This is a genomic window from Brevibacillus sp. AG162, from assembly GCF_006715575.1.
GTDB lineage: Bacteria > Bacillota > Bacilli > Brevibacillales > Brevibacillaceae > Brevibacillus > Brevibacillus brevis.
This window is the reverse complement of the sequence record NZ_VFNO01000007.1, coordinates 94,003-110,676: the sequence shown is the minus strand read 5'-3', so window position 1 is coordinate 110,676 and position 16,674 is coordinate 94,003. Positions and strand designations below refer to the sequence as shown.

The window sequence follows — 16,674 nt, the reverse complement described above, 5'->3', positions numbered from 1 at the left end:
AAGGACGGGAGCTGATCCCGTCCTTCTTAGTTATCGCAAGGCTTAGTAGCCGCGTTTTGCGTTCTTTTTGTTGATTGTCGCAAGGTTCTCTTCGCTGTGCTTCAACCATTTTTTCATTTTGTCTTCGAAAGAAGCTCCGCTATCTCGTTTTGCATTCCCTCCGCGGTCGCCTCCACGATATCCACCGCCACGGCGCTCTTCACGTTCCGGACGCTCAGGCGCTGGGAGTGCTGCGCGAACCGAAAGCGAGATTTTACCTGCATCATCAATGGAGAGTACTTTTACCTTTACTTGTGCTCCCACGGTAAAGTGATCATTGATATCCTTAACAAAACCGTTTGCTACTTGGGAAATGTGGACCAGCCCCTGCTCCGTTTCGCTGACTGCTACGAACATCCCAAACGGTTTAATCGCTGTCACTTTTCCTTCGATGATGCTTCCCACTTGTACTGCCATCCAGTTTGCACTCCTTTTATTTTTTCAGAAAAATGGTGAGAACCTCAAACCAGAAGCCTCATTCTCTTAGTATAGCAGAGAAATTCCAATACTGAAAAGCCTATTCTTTCTAGGTGCACACTCCAGGCTAGTTATGTCCCAGTTCGAATGCATCCATTGCCATTACAAGTTCTTCATTTGTCGGGATTACCATGACTTTTACCGGAGAGTATTTGGTGCTGATGAATGCCTCACCTTTGCTGGTGCGGTTTACCTCACGATCCAGGTTTACCCCGGCAAATTCCAGACCAGAGCACACCAAATCACGCACGGCAGCACTATTCTCTCCAACACCTGCCGTAAAGATAATGCCGTCGACTCCATTCAGTCGAGCAAGGTACAGTCCCACATGCTTATGCAGAATGGTAGTAAATAATTCCAGGGCAAGTTTGCTGCGGAGATGTCCCTCTTCTGCTTTTTTCATAACGTCGCGCAAATCATTGGATACACCTGATACGCCCATGAGACCGCTCTTGTTATTCAGAATCTTAATAGCGCCAGCCGTATCGGTCTTTTCGATTTCTTCAATATACGGGATGATACCTGGATCAATGTTTCCGCTGCGCGTACCCATGGACAAACCAGCCAACGGTGTCATACCCATCGACGTATCATACGATTCACCATTTCGGATCGCTGTGATACTTACTCCGCTTCCGATGTGGCAGCTGATCAGGCGAAGCTGCTCTTTCGGGCGACCCATCATTTCTGCTGCACGGCCCATTACATAGCGGTGAGACGTTCCATGGAAACCGTATTTGCGAATTCCGTATTGTTCGTAGTATTCATAAGGCAGTGCGTACAAATAAGAGGATGGTGGCATGGTTTGGTGGAATGCTGTATCGAAAACAGCGACGTGATTTAAATCAGGAAACAGACTTTGAGCAACTTCAATCCCGGTCAGGTTAATGGGGTTATGAAGCGGGGCGAAACGGGACAGGCTGCGAATTTCGTCTTTTACTTGGTCATTGATAATAACGGACTGCTTAAATGCTTCCCCTCCGTGGACAACACGATGGGAAACGATATCTATCGAATATTGTTTGAGGGATTCAAACACTCCCCGAATAGTATCTTCATATTGGTCCCGCTGAATTTGCTCCAAATAATCATGCGCGATCAATGTTTTGGAAGGCATTTCATACAGCTTGTACTTCACCGAAGAACTTCCGCAGTTCAGTACAAGGACATTCTTTTTTTCTACCACGATATAATCCACTCTCCAATCATTCAATCACAGCCTTCTCTCCTTCATAGGATGGATAGGCTCCCTACATTTTATAACGATATGCTCTTCGTGAATACAGGTAATTGAGAGCAATTATCAACAACATGGTGACAGATCCAGATGCATCGAGCAAAACATCCTGCACCATTCCAGTTCGATCCGGTGTAAACGTCTGGTGCCATTCATCCAAAACAGCCGTCATCACACTGCAAAAAGCGCTCCAGGGCAGTGCTTGCCCGAATGAGAGATGCTGCGAAAACACGCGATACCAGCTAAAAGCCAAGAGAGCAAAAACAGTAAAGTGTGTCCCTTTCCGTAACAAAAACTCAATAAAACCAGCCGCTCCCTTTTCTTCCAAGCTCACATCCTTGCCTCCATAAGGAATTGATATGTCGCCTATACGGTCCTGCAAGCTCTGTTCATCCACTAGCTTGTCTATCGTCCCTCGCATGTCTTGCTTGGCGTATGGCTGTGAAGAAGAAATGAACAACCCGAGCAGAATGGCAATCAAAAGCAAGTAATCCCATACTTTTCGATATCGACGCACGTGTTTGCTACCCCCTGCTTTCGATTCTCTTTCCTATCTTACCATGACGAATACCTGGTTAGTCGGTTACAGCTACGTGAACGATTGAAACAGAAAAACGCCAACCTGTTTAGCGGTTGGCGTCATGTGTAGAAGAAGAAAGAGGCAGGAAGTCCTCTTGTACAGGCACATACTCCCGGGAATCATGGTTCGCGGCTTCAGCTTGCCCTGTTTTTTGTGAGCGGGCCTGTTCCCGTTTTCTTTCTTTGATATCGCGGCGACGCACTTGGTTGTTTTCCCACCAAATCCGCAAATGACGTGCGAGAATCGGCAAGGACATCTCAGAATGGGCAGCCTGTCTTTGCACAGCTGCATATTGCATGCCAGGAAGAAGTGCCATTGAAGCAAAAGCCCCCATTAGAATGCCAAACAACAATACGCTGGCAAAGGACGCAAACGAGTCATTCCCAGTACCCAAGCCCCCAGCTAACGGAAGGCTGGCTAACGCGAGCGCCAAATACATCCCTGCTTGATTGACCATGGTGCGTTTGGCCCCCAGCTTGATACCGTCCCAAACACGCTCCTGTTCGGCTTGGGCCTTGTACAGCTCATCCACCGCAAGAAGTGCCTGCAAAACGATAACGGCAATGGCAGCAACCATTCCATAGAAGCTCATAACGTTCATGGGTCGATCCAACCACAGCAATCCCAGCGCAAATCCTCCAGACAAGACTGGCAAGAGAATGAGGACAAATAATCCATCGCGTGTTCTGCGTTGCAAAAGCAGGCTCATGATAAGTACGAGGGCAGCCAGACTGCCAATCGTCAAGAACCGGCTGCTCCAATCAACCTTGTTGAGCTTTTTCTCCTCCAATTTCTTCAGCTCATCGTCGTTATATACCGTATAGCCTTCGGGTATCGTCACCTTTTCTTGCATGGAATATGGTATGATGTAAGACCACAACTCAATTCGACTTGGGTCTGAGACGGCACTGCTTACCTTGAAAACATACAGTCCGTCTTCCCGTTGATAAATGGGCGGCTCGCTGCCGATCGACCAATCTACCAGCTCAGATAGTCGCACCGTACCTTGTGAGGTTCGAATCAAAATATTTTTCACTTGATCCGGATAGTCCATCCACCCGTCAGGGAATCGGACGTGGATAGGTACCTGACGCTCATTCCAATAGACACTGCCTGCTGTTTTCTCTCCCAAATAGCTCTCCAGCTGTCTCTTGATCTCCTCTTGCGTAATCCGGTAGCGTGCCAGCATCTCTTGTTTCGGACGAATGTCGATAAAGGTCCCCTCTGCACCCGGACCGATTCGTTCATCTGTTACCAGCTCTCGCCCCTCTTTATCCTTTGCACTCTGTTTTTCCATGAATGCCAGGACTTCATTGGCAATGTTCTGCGTCGTTTGCAACGATGGCCCCATGATCGTCAAGACGAGACGCGTTGCCTTATCTGTATTAATGACCAGCGCAAACGGGTCTGTCTGAGGAATATCTCGCAGCTCTTTGTCCAGTACTTTTTCCAGCTCTGAGACTGATTGTGTCCAATCGTATTTGTCCACGAGCTTTAGTTGAAAGCTCAGATTTTCTTCGGAGGCAATCGTATAGACATCTCGGACTTCGTCAATGGCGAGCAAACGCTCCTCGGCTATTTGTGCTGCCCGCATGGCCTCATCGATGCTGCTTCCCTGCACCATTGGCAATGAAAGCGACTTGTCCCCATAATCAAGCTTGGCGTACGGATCTACAAGAATAAACGACTTGAGCAAAAAGACAAAGACAAGCGAGGCAACCAGTGTGATTCCATAAGGCAAATAGCCTTGTTCCACCAATCTCTCCCAGCGATCTTGAAAATAACTTGTCACTTTATTGGAGGCCCGTGGTGTTTTCTTCTCTACTCGTTCGGAAGCTTCCAGCCACGTTCCTGTCAGTACTGGCGTGATCAATCCATAGATAAGAATAAGAGCTAACGTCCCCAGCAAAAGAACTGGCCAAGCATCGTACAAGACAACCTTGTCTTCTGCCTTGAGGAAATCAGTGAAAACGACACCTGTCCAACAGGCTGCCACTACCACAACCGTGAGCAAAAACGGCTTCATCAAACCCCACGCCACTTGCAAGCAACGAACAAACGAATACGAGGGCAATCGAGAAAACTGATGAAACAACGCAGAGCCCGCTCCTGTGAACAATAGCGAAAACAGCACGAGTGGTCCAAGCGTGGAGAGCGTCAATGGGATTCCCCAAAGCCACATGCCTCCAAGTATACTGCCGACCGCAAGTACGTTTGCCAAAAGCGCGAGTACAGCCCCTGCCCATTGTTTGCGGGTCAGGTACAAAAAGAGCGAACAGATGACAGCGGTTAGAGCAGCCAGTGCTCCAAGCTGTCTCAACGCAGCCGTGATGGTCTGCGCATCGTCACGGAACAAATCGAGGCGGTACTTGCCGCCTGAAGCCTGATTCAACTCTCCAACCGCTTCCTTTACTTGCTTGCTGATTACAGGCAACTGCCCGACATCTGCTGCGTACACCGTGATTCCTAATGCAGGCGAGCCTCGATACATCCCGATCTGTTCGCCTTTGCTCCCGCGTCGATCACGAAGATCAGCCAACGTATTTAGTGGCACGTATCCTTTTTCGGTGGAGATCAAGTGCTTTCCCAGATCTTGCAGCCCTTCCGATTTACTCGTCCATTGAATCATGGTTCGATCCTTATCCGCTCCAACAGAGCCTACCTCTTCCCCAACCACATCTGTCGGCAGTTGTGACAGAACATCAGCAGGTGTGAGCCCGTAGGCGAGTAGCATAGACGGTCGGAAAATGATATCTACCTGCTCCTTCAAGGCTTGCTTGTCCATTTCGATGCGAGCGATTCCTGGCAGATTGATCAGTTTGTCGTAGACGATATTTTGGGCAACGTCAGACAAAGTCTGCAAGTCCGTGCCGTACAGGACATAAAAGCCAATTTTGCTATCTGCCAGATTGCTTTGACTGACGCTCCATTCCTGCACGGGCAGCTGCTTCGTGATTTCTCCCAGCTTCTTTTCCAACCGTTCCTTGTAATCCGAACCGATTTGTTCCGATGTTTTTACAGTAATAACCGCCGACCCCGTCCGAGATTCGGAAGCAATCGTAAGCACACTGCCCAATGAACGTACCGATTCCTCTACTTTTCTCGCGACCGATTCGTCTACTTCCGCAGAGGAGTGTTTGGGTGCTGAGAGACTGATTGTATATTCAGGTACAGACCGATCCGGAAAAGTCTTGATATCCAGCCCGAACCAAGCTCCTGCCGCAAGCAGACAGCAAATGACCACCAGGATGCGGGCGAAGGAGGGGACAATCGATAAAAATGTCTTGTTATTCATCCGCCACCTTCACCGCCTCACCATCCACTACATACGACAAGCCTGCAGCAACAATCTGGTCACCAGGCACGAGACCTTCCACTACCTCATAGAAGGTTCCTTGCAATGCCCCCACTTTGACAAACGTCTTTTCCACTGAATTTTCATTGATTTTCATAACGTAATATTCTTCATCAGAGACACCGATGCTGCTAACAGGAACAAGCGCAACCTTTGACGCTGGCAGCGGGTACTGACAAGTGACAGTCATGCCACCCTTCCATGCTACATTCTTGCCGTCTACGGTCACCTCGACTGGATAAGACCCCAAGCTGGCATCCACAACAGGTGAGACAAACGTCACTTTTCCTTCTGCTTCACTGCCGTCCGGAGCTTTCACCTTTACCACTTTACCTGCCTGCCAATGGGCGATTTGCTCCCTTTCTACCTGCAGCTTGACAAGCCAGGAGCTCGTATCGACCATCCGAATGACCTCTGTCCCTGGTCCAGCTTGCTCCGATTCTGTCTTGGAGATCGCTGCAACCACACCTGTAAACGGAGCTTTGATCACCGCATCAGCCGCTTCCTGCTTCGCCCGGCTCAATTGAACGTTGGCCTGCTGGACACTTGCATTCGCTTCTTCGATATCCAGTGGATCGGCGCCCTTCAGCAGGTTGTTGTACGCCACTTGTTCTTCTTCCAGACTCAGCTCGGTCTGTCGCAGTGCCGATGCGAGCTTGTCTTTTTCATCTTTCGAGATGGCTCCATTCGCATACAGAACCTCCGCTTTGGTGAGCTCATCGCGAGCTTTTTGCATCTGTTCTCTCGCTTTTTCTACCTGCAGCTTCTGGGTCTGTACCTCATGACTCTCCGGTCCCTTGGCGGCCTTTTCCCGCTTGATCGCAGCACTTGCCACCTGTCCTTGGGCTGCATGAATCCCTTGCTGCAAGGCTGTTCCATCTAATGTCGCCAACGTCTGCCCCGCCTTGACAGTGGCTCCTTTTTCAACGAGAATGCCTGAAATTTTGCCCGAGGCGCCAAACGATAAAGCCAGCTCCTGACGCGGTGCCACTACACCTGCCACTTCCATCAGCCGCTCATTCTGGCCATTCTCCACCGTATACGCACTTACTGTTTTCACCTTGATGACAGTATCTTCTTCTTTCGTTCGTTTCAGACCTTCAACACCCTCATTTAGCTTTTCGCACCCGACGAGCAGCAGGACCACAACCGTGAGACTTATCCATTTATTCGTATTTTTCATTCCTGCAACCCCACATTTCTCACTGAATCTTCCTATACTGACAAAGAAACAACAAATATTGACAAAATATATTTTACAGAAAAAAATGGTATAGTTGTACTACTTTTCTGTCATTTTACATTATTTTTTATAATCCAAATGTCTCGTCACTTGTTTGTAACTCGTATCTAGTATGATAGAAGGGCAGGGAAACGGGGCAACTGCATCGCCCCTATTGTTAGCGCTTACACAAATCCTTTATTTTTTCATGCTGGGAGTGATCGTCATGGCCAAAATTTACACTTCTTACACGGACATCGTGGCTGATATTCACGATGGTGCCACTTTATTAGTGGGCGGCTTCGGACTGGTAGGAATTCCGGAGAATCTGATTATCGCCCTGCGGGACAAAGCAGTGAAAAACTTGACAGTCGTCTCAAATAACTGCGGGGTAGATGATTGGGGACTCGGTCTCCTTTTACGTGAAAAGCAAATCAAAAAAATGGTCTCCTCTTATGTGGGAGAAAATAAGGAATTCGAACGTCAATTTTTGTCCGGTGAGCTCGAAGTCGAGTTGACGCCACAAGGGACGCTGGCGGAGAGAATTCGCGCAGGCGGAGCTGGCATTCCGGCATTCTATACCCCAGCTGGAGTCGGCACACCTATCGCTGAAGGACGGGAAACGCGCGATTTCGCAGGGAAAGAGTACCTGCTTGAGTATGGCATTACGGGTGATTTCGCACTGATCAAGGCGTGGAAGGCTGACAAGATGGGCAATCTCGTCTTCCGTAAAACAGCCCAAAACTTCAATCCGATGATGGCAGCAGCCGGAAAAATCACCATCGTCGAGGTGGAAGAAATCGTAGAGACAGGTGAACTGGACCCTGAGCATATTCACACACCAAGTGTCTATGTGCAACGTGTGATACAGGCACCTTCGTTCGAAAAACGCATCGAACGACGCACTGTCCGCTCGTAAGCAGAAAAAGAGAGAACCGGATTACATTCAAGGGAGGAAAACACAGATGTCGCTTACACGTGAGCAAATCGCCACTCGTGCCGCCGGGGAAATAGAAGATGGCTTTTACGTAAACTTGGGGATTGGAATGCCCACGCTCGTCGCCAACTACATCCCGGAAGGAAAAACGGTCGTTCTGCAATCGGAAAACGGCTTGCTCGGAATTGGCCCTTACCCGACGGAGGAAAACCTCGATCCTGATCTGATCAACGCCGGAAAAGAAACCGTTACGGCTATTCCAGGTGCGGCCTATTTCTCCAGTGCTGAATCGTTTGCGATGATTCGCGGCGGCCATATCGACCTCGCTATTTTGGGGGCGATGGAGGTTTCGGCTGCGGGTGATCTCGCAAACTGGATGATTCCTGGCAAAATGGTCAAGGGCATGGGCGGTGCCATGGATCTCGTCCACGGCGCGAAAAAAATCGTCGTCATCATGGATCATGTCAACAAGCATGGTGAGACAAAAATCTTGAATGAATGTGCTCTGCCACTTACCGGCAAGAAGGTTGTCAATCGTATCATTACGGACAGAGCTGTCATGGACGTGACTCCAGACGGGCTCGTCCTCGTCGAAGTAGCAGAAGGCTATACAGCGGAAGATATCCAAGCCTGCACGCAACCTACGCTACTTGTCTCTCCAGAACTGAAAACAATTGGACTGTAACCTATTTTTCAGGTACAGAACCCCGTTAGTGAATAGCCGACTTCATCGCAGCTGCGTGAAGTCGCTTTTTCTTTCCTTTTTTTGCTTGGTGTGGGCACACTTGCGCGGTCGCCTCCTCCTCACCTTTTCGTATATAATATGGATGATCCATCAAATTTCCCAGTATCTGAGAGGAAGAGATTCCATGTCAGGAACAGTCGGTTGCTTACTCATCCATGGATTTGCCGGAGACATCAACGATATACTCCCACTCGCCAAAAAGCTCCGCGAGGCTGGCTATCAAGTGGAATGCCCTACCTTGGAGGGACATGGGACTACTCGTCGTCACATGGCAAAAAGCACCCGCCACGACTGGCTACGCTCGGCAGAAGAAGGCTACAAGCGACTGTCCATGCGCGCTGACACCATCGTGGTAATCGGATTTTCCATGGGGGGACTGCTCGCCTTTCACTTGACGACGAAATACCCCGTCGCCCTGCTGATTACCATCAACACCCCTTATAAATATTGGGATGTCAAAGAGGCGATGCACTATTTGCGTGAAGATTTCTCTACCCACTCCAAACGCTACATACATGGCATCGGCAGAATCCCTTTTAGCAGCATGCTGCAATTTCGCAGGCTGTTGGCAGAAACGAAGCCGCTTTTGCCTCAAATTACGACCCCTTACGTCCTGCTGCAAGCAAGGCGAGACGATACTGTACACGCCGTGAGCGCACAAATACTCGCAACCAGCGTGGACGAAGCTGCCTCCCCGCAAATCACCTGGTACGAGCATTCCAACCATATGCTGCTGCACGGTCCTGACAAGGAGGCAGCCATTGCTCACGTCATGACAACTATTAAGAAGCGCTTTCCATCTTGATCCGCTTTGGTCGCCACAGCCATACAAGACCAACCAGCAGCAAGATCATCGCTATTCCGATGTACATCGGCCCCAGACCTGCGTGTTCATCCAGCCAGAAAGCAAGGAGCGGCCCCAACGCCGCGCCAAGATCACTCATGACTGAATACTGTGTCATTACCACTTGGCTGTTGTCCTGTCTCGCAGCTTCATCTGCCGCAAGGGTATCCAGCACGGTCGTGATAATCGTCGCGGTCAGCTGGATGCCGAATAAAATCGCAAACCATAGCACAAGCGAAGACGTTGTCTGCAACGAGGCAAACAGAACGGAGGCGACTAGCAACGTCCCGATAAATAGATTCGTCCGGCCATGCCTGTCCGACAATTTCCCTACAAACGGGGCAGCCCACGGCTCCCACCCCCAGCGAATGGCTTGGATTACACTAGCAATCACCGCTGCCCCCAGCACGACTCCTCCAATCATGATAAGCGGTTCGCGTACTTCGATCACTCTGCTTAGCGTGGAGGTAAACACCCCCTGGTACACCATCGTGACGAGCAATGCCGTCGCCATCGTCATCAGCACCTGCGCCTGATTCCACAAGCGTTTTCCTGTATCCATGTGCTTCATGTCTGTCGGATGCTGACTGGTAAAGGAAGGGCGTATATAGCGAAAAACAAGAATGAATGCAAACAAGGAAGGCACCGCAAGTACGATGGAGGCAACAGAAAGCCCGTACCAAGAGGCCAGCAGCGCTCCGACCAGCATGCCGCCAAGACTGCCCAATCGATACAGTCCGTTGTACAAGCCCATGAGCTGCCCGCGATTGTGCCCTTCGGAAACGGTCACGATCAAGGAATACGCACCCAGCCTTAAAAATGTCCAAGCCACTCCCCATAAGCATCGCATCATAAGCCACAGCCAAAAGCCTTCCAAGCTGTACGAAAGTGTCGTCAGAAAAGCCAACGCCACTGCCACAATCAAACCCATTCGTCCGCCCGAGCGCTCATACCATTTTCCAACAAGAGGGCCGAGTGGTACACGGATGAAGCGGTTCACTGCAAGCAATACCCCCACTTCCCATAGTGATGTTAATCCCGCCTCCTTCCAGAAAAGAGGAAGCACCACATACAGCATCGAATCTCCTATCATGCATAATGCTGTCACCAGTGCGACTGCCACGACTTGTGTCTTTCCACTGACTTCTCTCATCTCCTGATCCTTCTCTCTACTCGTTTTCTTTCTTTCTTTCTTTCTGAGCTATACCTTACGCGCAATCACTCATCATTTCTAATACATCTTTATCTATCACTCATAAACAAAAGTTATGAATCGAGGTACAGGATGAACTTACATGCACTCCGCATTTTCGTAGAAGTAGCGTCACGAGGCAGTGTCACCGAAGCAGCAATCGCACTCTCGATCAGCCAGCCTGCCGTAAGTGCCCAAATCCGCAAGCTCGAAAATGAATTGGGCATGACCTTGCTCATACCGGATGGTCGCGGCATTTCTCTCACCTACGAAGGGCGCTTTCTTTTTGAAAAAGCACGCCGCATTTACGACTGGGAACGCGAAATCGAATCACAGCTGACAGAAATCAAACAAGGAAAGAAAGGACGGCTAAGGATTGCTTCTACCTATCTCCCCTCCCATTATCTCGTGCCACAGTGGCTGGCTCAGTACAAGCGCGATTATGAAGGAGTCGATGTGGAAATTCGCACGCGTAATTCCATGCAATCCATTGAACTGCTTCTTGGCTGCGAGGTCGATGTGGCCGTCATTATCAAGGAATCGTGGGATGAGCTGCCTATCAAGCGGCTTCATTTGATGGATGTATCCTATTGGTTTATTTTGCCCGCCCATCATCCGCTTGCAGGAAAAGAGATCCGTATGGAGCAGCTCGTAGAGGAACCATTTTTGTTGCGGGAGCAAGGCAGTTCTACCCGCGATTGGCTTTTTGCCCTCTGTCGCGAGCATGGGGTGAAACGTCCACAGGTCGGTATGCAGTATCATGGTCTGGTCGAGTCTATCCACTCCGTCCGGGCGGGATATGGGACGATGCTGGCTCCTGCTCTGGCCGTTAGGGAAATGGTAGAGCGTGGAGAGGTCGGTCGAGTAACCGTGCCAGGGGTCGAGATTAAGCGTCCCTTGTATGTCTGCACGCGTGACGGTGAAACAGAGCAGCGGCCTGTTGTTGCTCAGTTTCTGGAGTTGGTAAAGCGTGAGAGGTCTTCTTGAGTGCAGCCTTCTCCCAGAAAACATGCAAAAAAAGAGGCTTTTCCTCAAAGGAATAGCCTCTTCATAACACGCAATGCTTATGGGAACACAATTGTTTTATTGCCGTACACCAGCACCCGATCCTCCAGATGCCAACGAACTGCACGTGCCAGCACCGTACGCTCTACCTGACGTCCCAGCTGCTTCAATGCCTCGACGTCTTCCTGATGCGATACACGCTGAACGTCTTGCTCGATAATCGGCCCTGCGTCCAGCTCTTCCGTGACGTAGTGCGCAGTCGCTCCGATCAGCTTCACGCCGCGGCGATACGCCTGCTCGTAAGGCTTCGCACCGACAAACGCTGGGAGGAAGGAATGGTGGATATTGATAATCCGCATCGCATAGTCCTCCAAAAAGCGCGGGGACAAAATCTGCATGTAGCGAGCCAGAACGATCAGATCAACGCCCTCTGCTGCTGCAATCTGCTCCTCTTCTGCCTGTGGCTTGTTATCTTTCGTGACGGGAATACACCGATACGGAATACCGAAGGACTCGACAGTCTCCTGCATGTCAGGATGGTTGCTGACGACAACCGCGATATCCGCGAACAGCTCCCCGGACTTCCAGCGCCACAAGAGCTCCAAAAGACAGTGATCTTCTTTGGAAACAAACAACGCGACCTTTTTGCGCTTGTTCGCTTCGACCAACGACCATTCCATGCCAAAGCTCTCGGCTACAGGGCTGAATGCTTGCTTGATCTCTTCACAGCGCTCGTCCAGATTGATGAGATCGAATTCAATGCGCATGAAAAACCGGCCTGTTTCCGGATCGGTCGTGTACTGGTCAGACTGAACGATGTTGGCTCCTTGTTGGAACAAGAAGTTCGACACCGCCGCGACGATACCCGCGCGATCCGGGCAAGAAATCAGCATGCGCGCACGATCTTTGTTTTTCTCTCGGTACGCGAGCCATTCTCTCTCTGATAACAATTGCATGGTATACTCTCCTCCAAAAAACAGCAAAAAGTTGTTTGCAATTATACCATTCCCAGAAGGGATTTCTATACCCAAATAGAGAGAAAAACGTTCACTTATCGATAAAAATTTTTAGATAGAGTGATTTCCAATCCCGTTTAGCAAAATATCTACGGTCAGGGCGATTTGCTCATCGTCGCTAAACTGCGTAAATTCATCGGTATCCAAAACTTGCCGGAACAGAACGAGCCCGATCATCGAGGACAGGATCGCACGAAAGACAGCCTGTGTCGGGAGTGGACGCAGTTCGCCTACCTCTACCTTTGCCTCGATCAGCTTATTTGCCATCTCCTTCACACCCGTAAAAACCGTAGCGATGAGTGCTTCCCTGATTTCGTCATGGAAAAAGGCTTCTTGCAGCAAAATGCGAATATGCTTTTCATTCGCGAGCACCAGGTCGATCCGGTTTCGGTACAGCTCTGTCACGATTTGGGAGAATGTTTTTTTATTCTGCTCTTTGAAGATCTCACGGACATCTTTCAAGATAAACGGCGCCGCGAATTTGACCAATACAGGTGCTACGACGGCAAGTAAAATATCCTTTTTCGATTTGTAGTGGCGAAAAATCGTTCCCTCTGCCACTCCTGCTTCTTTGGCAATTTCAGAGGTGGAGCTGGCATGAAAGCCTTTTTCGGCGAACAGCTTCACTGATGCACGCAAAATATTGCGCTGCTTCTCCGTCATCTCACTCTCGTCTTTCAACTCTTCTACATATTGCAACAGGCCTTCTACAAATGTTGGCGGCTTGTTCATCACCCATTACGCTCCTCTTATTCGATCTTCTTGCGGAATCGCAGGATAGCGACGGTCAGGATCAAGAGACAGAAGCTGCTCATTCCGACGACATCCTTCCAGAGCGCATCGATGTCCACGCCCTTTAAGAAAATTCCCCGCAGGATTTCCAGAAAATAGGTCAACGGGACGAGCCCGCCTAACCATTGTATCACGAGCGGCATCGAATCGCGCGGGAACATAAAGCCGGAGAGAAGCACGCTAGGCAGGATAAAGGCGAATGCCATTTGCATCGCTTGAAGCTGGGTCTTTGCCACTGTAGAAATGAAAATGCCCAAGAGAAGTGTCGTCACCAAAAACAAGACAGACAACGTCACCAGAAGCGAAATGCTGCCTTTGACCGGGACCCCGAACCAATACGTTCCGATCAATAGCACCAGACAAAACGAAAAGAGACCTACGCCTACATATGGGGTAATTTTACCGAGCATCAGCTCCAATGGGCGTATCGGAGTCACGATTAACTGCTCCATCGTTCCCCGCTCCTTTTCACGTACGAGGGAAAACGCCGTCAGAATCATCGTGACGTTTTGCATAATCAAGCCGATCAAGCCGGGAATATTGAAGACAATACTCTCCATATTGGGGTTAAACAGCACGCGTGTATCCAAGCCGAGTGGTTGTTCCAGCTCCCCCAAGCCTTGTTTTTGCAGCTTTATTTCCTGCAACGTGATCGCTTGATGTTGGACGATCAACTGGGCTTGAGAGGTGGCAGTCCGGGCGATATTCGGGTCGGAGCCATTAATCAGCATTTGCACGTCTACCGGCTCGTTGCGATCACGCTTGCGGGTGTAGTCCGGCCCGATAATGAGCGCTACATTTACGGAGCCATCATCCAGCATGGCTTCGATCTCCTCGTAGCCACTTACATGGGCTGCCACCTCGAATACACGCGTATTGACGAACTGATCCACCAGCTCTCGGCTGGCAGCAGAAGGGCTTTGATTCCAGACTGCCATCTGGATGTCATTGACGTCTGTATTGACCGCATATCCGAACAAAAACAACAGCATCAGCGGCATGACCAATGCAATCGCCAGACTGGGACGATCCCGCTTGATTTGGATGACTTCCTTCTTCACGACAGACCAGTAACGCTCCCAGACAAAATGCCTCATCGGACTCCCTCCTCCGCCGCCTGTCTGGCTTCCTCCTGCCTAACCAGATCGATGAAGACATCCTCCAGATTGCCTGCTCCCATACGATCAATCAAAGCTTGTGGAGTGCCTTCCGCCAGCAGATTGCCGAAAAAGATAAAGCCGATCCAATCGCATGTCTGCGCCTCATCCATGTAGTGTGTGGTCACCAGTACCGTGATCCCCTGTTTCGCCAGCTCATGAATCACGTCCCAAAAAATCCGGCGGGAAACAGGATCGACTCCTGCTGTCGGTTCGTCCAAAATCAACAGCTCCGGCTTGTGCAAAAGAGCGCAGGAGAGCGCGAGGCGTTGCTTCCATCCCCCTGACAGCGAACCCGCAAGCTGCTTTTCCCTGCCTGTGAGGCCTGCCATCTCAATCAATTCTGCTTTCCGCTCCTTGCGTTCTGCTGCACCTAATCGATAAACCCCGGCATAAAAATCGAGATTCTCTTCCACCGTCAAATCTTCATACAGGCTGAACTTTTGCGACATATACCCGATCCGTTGCTTAATTTCCTCACTCTGTGTCATGACATCGAAGCCAAGTACCGTCCCCTTCCCCGTCGTCGGGGTCAGCAAACCGCAAAGCATTCGGATTGTCGTCGATTTCCCAGAGCCATTCGGACCCAAAAAACCGTAAATCGAACCTCTCGGAACTGTCAGCGTCAAACTGTTCACGGCTACTCGATCTCCGAAACGCTTCGTCAACTGCTCGCATTGGATAGCAGCGTTCATTGACCTCCCTCCTTGTCTGCCAGCAGCACATCGGCAGGCATACCTGGTTTGATTTTGTCGAGTCCATCTGTGATGTGAATCGTAACAGCGAACACAAGCTTGGTGCGTTCATCCGCCGTCTGTACATTTTTCGGCGTGAACTCTGCTTTTTCCGAGATGCGACTGATCGTTCCCGTAAACGTCTCTTCCGGATAGGCATCCACCTTGATGCCAACCTCCTGCCCTTTTTTCACCCGATTCAATTGTGCTTCCGGGATGTACACGACAAGCTCGAGCTGATCCGTCTTCATCATCGTAAACAAGGTAGCGCCTGTTTTGGCTACTTCCCCCTGTTCGATAGAGGAGCGCAAGAGAGTCCCATCGTCTGTTGCCGTAATCTTGGATTTTTCCAGCTGCAATAAGGCTTGATCCAGTTTCGCTTTCGCCTGCTGCTGGGTGGCGAGCAGTGCTCGAATCGCGTAATCGGTACTTCCTTCCTTCACCTGATCGAGATCCGCCTGCGCTCCGGCTTGCGCGGCTTGTGCTGTACCGATTTGGGCAGCAGCAGCAGCGATGTCTTCTTGTGCAGAACGGTACTGTGCCTGTACCTGTGCTACTTGTGCCGCCCATTGATCTGCCTGCGTTTTTGCCTGGTTCACTGCTTCTTTTTGCGTGTCGAGGTCTTTGGCAGAGATCGCTCCTTTTTCGAAGAGCGCTGTTGCTTCCTCGAGTCTTTTTTGTTGATACAAGAGGGTCTGCTGCGCCCCCTGCCATTGCGATTCTGCCTGTGTCATCTGCTCAGCAGCACGTGCTTTTCCCGCTTCCGCCTGATTTTTTCTCGCTTGTGCCAGTTGGATATTCGCATTGGCCTGCTGGACGTTAGCCATGCTTCTTTGGATCATCGTGTCGCGTGAACCAGCCTTCGCTTCTTCAAGTCTGGCTGTCGCTTGGTCCAGTGCTGCCTGTGCTTCTGCCACAGTTATTTGGTAGCTTCGTTTATCGATTTGGGCCAGCACTTGTCCTTTTTTTACCGCACTTCCCTCTTCTGCCGTAACGTTTGTCACCAATCCGCCTACTTCAGCTACGATTGGCAGCTCGATGGCCTCGATTGTGCCGGACAAAGACGGATGATTTTCGGATGTCCAATTGCACCCCGACAATGCCAGTAACAGTCCCCCGATACAGATGGAGCGAACAACTGGTTTCATAGACGCTTCCCCCTACTTACATAATAGAGTGAGTAATCACTTTCTTTTTATGAGAAAAAAACAAGCCACAGAACCAGGCTCGAGAAAACCTTTTTTGATTAGCGAGTGATTACTCACTTTTAATTGTGAGTATATGCTCCTGTTTCACCAAATGCAATTCCTTTTTCTAAAATGCGCAATCGAAAAGAAATCTT

General features: G+C 50.0%; 15 protein-coding genes. 4 read left to right on the top strand and 11 right to left on the bottom strand.

The genetic code is table 11. The annotated features are described in order from the left end of the window. Positions 1 to 42: 42 nt before the first annotated feature. The 5 genes from FB479_RS20720 to FB479_RS20700 all read right to left on the bottom strand — a co-directional run bounded on the left by FB479_RS20720 (position 43) and on the right by FB479_RS20700 (position 6,871). Positions 43 to 456 carry a S1 RNA-binding domain-containing protein gene (locus FB479_RS20720; protein WP_047073233.1) on the bottom strand — a complete coding sequence of 138 codons (414 nt, stop codon included), beginning with the start codon at positions 454 to 456 and terminating at the stop codon, positions 43 to 45. Positions 457 to 583: 127 nt separating this feature from the next. Then, on the bottom strand, positions 584 to 1,702 hold the full coding sequence (locus FB479_RS20715) for an acetate/propionate family kinase (protein ID WP_106656301.1): 1,119 nt from the start codon (positions 1,700 to 1,702) through the stop codon (positions 584 to 586). A 64-nt stretch (positions 1,703 to 1,766) separates the two neighbouring features. Beyond that, positions 1,767 to 2,270 carry a VanZ family protein gene (locus FB479_RS20710; protein ID WP_106656203.1) on the bottom strand — a complete coding sequence of 168 codons (504 nt, stop codon included), beginning with the start codon at positions 2,268 to 2,270 and terminating at the stop codon, positions 1,767 to 1,769. Between the two features lie 109 nt (positions 2,271 to 2,379). Continuing rightward, a complete protein-coding gene (locus FB479_RS20705; protein ID WP_142066555.1) occupies positions 2,380 to 5,628 on the bottom strand; it encodes an efflux RND transporter permease subunit in 3,249 nt (1,082 codons plus the stop codon). Continuing rightward, positions 5,621 to 6,871, bottom strand: a complete 1,251-nt coding sequence (locus FB479_RS20700) for an efflux RND transporter periplasmic adaptor subunit (protein ID WP_142066554.1) — start codon at positions 6,869 to 6,871, stop codon at positions 5,621 to 5,623. Before FB479_RS20700 ends, FB479_RS20705 begins: the two co-directional genes overlap by 8 nt. Before the next feature lie 265 nt (positions 6,872 to 7,136). Between FB479_RS20700 and FB479_RS20695 the strand changes: the two genes are divergently transcribed. The 3 genes from FB479_RS20695 to FB479_RS20685 all read left to right on the top strand — a co-directional run bounded on the left by FB479_RS20695 (position 7,137) and on the right by FB479_RS20685 (position 9,397). Further along, complete coding sequence (locus FB479_RS20695; RefSeq protein WP_015893185.1) at positions 7,137 to 7,829, top strand: CoA transferase subunit A; 693 nt, start codon at positions 7,137 to 7,139, stop codon at positions 7,827 to 7,829. A 46-nt stretch (positions 7,830 to 7,875) separates the two neighbouring features. Further along, entirely contained in the window at positions 7,876 to 8,532 is a 657-nt protein-coding gene (locus tag FB479_RS20690) for a CoA transferase subunit B (protein ID WP_142066553.1), read from the top strand. Between the two features lie 100 nt (positions 8,533 to 8,632). Then, positions 8,633 to 9,397: an alpha/beta hydrolase gene (locus FB479_RS20685; RefSeq protein WP_106656200.1), complete on the top strand. Its 765-nt coding sequence runs from the start codon at positions 8,633 to 8,635 to the stop codon at positions 9,395 to 9,397. Here FB479_RS20685 and FB479_RS20680 read toward each other — a convergent pair. Beyond that, positions 9,375 to 10,589 carry an MFS transporter gene (locus tag FB479_RS20680; protein ID WP_142066552.1) on the bottom strand — a complete coding sequence of 405 codons (1,215 nt, stop codon included), beginning with the start codon at positions 10,587 to 10,589 and terminating at the stop codon, positions 9,375 to 9,377. The genes FB479_RS20685 and FB479_RS20680 overlap by 23 nt on opposite strands. 132 nt (positions 10,590 to 10,721) lie before the next feature. On the opposite strand from FB479_RS20680, the gene FB479_RS20675 reads away from it, so the two are divergent. After that, positions 10,722 to 11,615 (top strand): LysR family transcriptional regulator, encoded by an 894-nt coding sequence (locus tag FB479_RS20675; protein WP_142066551.1) that lies wholly within the window; start codon positions 10,722 to 10,724, stop codon positions 11,613 to 11,615. Between the two features lie 77 nt (positions 11,616 to 11,692). Here FB479_RS20675 and purU read toward each other — a convergent pair whose 3' ends face one another. The 5 genes from purU to FB479_RS20650 form a co-directional block, all read right to left on the bottom strand. Continuing rightward, positions 11,693 to 12,589, bottom strand: coding sequence for a formyltetrahydrofolate deformylase (purU, locus tag FB479_RS20670; protein WP_056492164.1), 897 nt, complete (start codon positions 12,587 to 12,589; stop codon positions 11,693 to 11,695). Positions 12,590 to 12,700: 111 nt separating this feature from the next. Next, the gene (locus FB479_RS20665) at positions 12,701 to 13,381 is read right to left on the bottom strand and encodes a TetR/AcrR family transcriptional regulator (protein WP_007728114.1); all 681 of its coding nucleotides are present in this window, start codon (positions 13,379 to 13,381) and stop codon (positions 12,701 to 12,703) included. Between the two features lie 17 nt (positions 13,382 to 13,398). After that, entirely contained in the window at positions 13,399 to 14,538 is a 1,140-nt protein-coding gene (locus FB479_RS20660) for an ABC transporter permease (RefSeq protein WP_142066550.1), read from the bottom strand. Then, positions 14,535 to 15,293: an ABC transporter ATP-binding protein gene (locus FB479_RS20655; RefSeq protein ID WP_106656196.1), complete on the bottom strand. Its 759-nt coding sequence runs from the start codon at positions 15,291 to 15,293 to the stop codon at positions 14,535 to 14,537. Before FB479_RS20655 ends, FB479_RS20660 begins: the two co-directional genes overlap by 4 nt. Further along, positions 15,290 to 16,480 (bottom strand): HlyD family secretion protein, encoded by a 1,191-nt coding sequence (locus FB479_RS20650; protein ID WP_142066549.1) that lies wholly within the window; start codon positions 16,478 to 16,480, stop codon positions 15,290 to 15,292. Before FB479_RS20650 ends, FB479_RS20655 begins: the two co-directional genes overlap by 4 nt. Positions 16,481 to 16,674 lie beyond the last annotated feature (194 nt).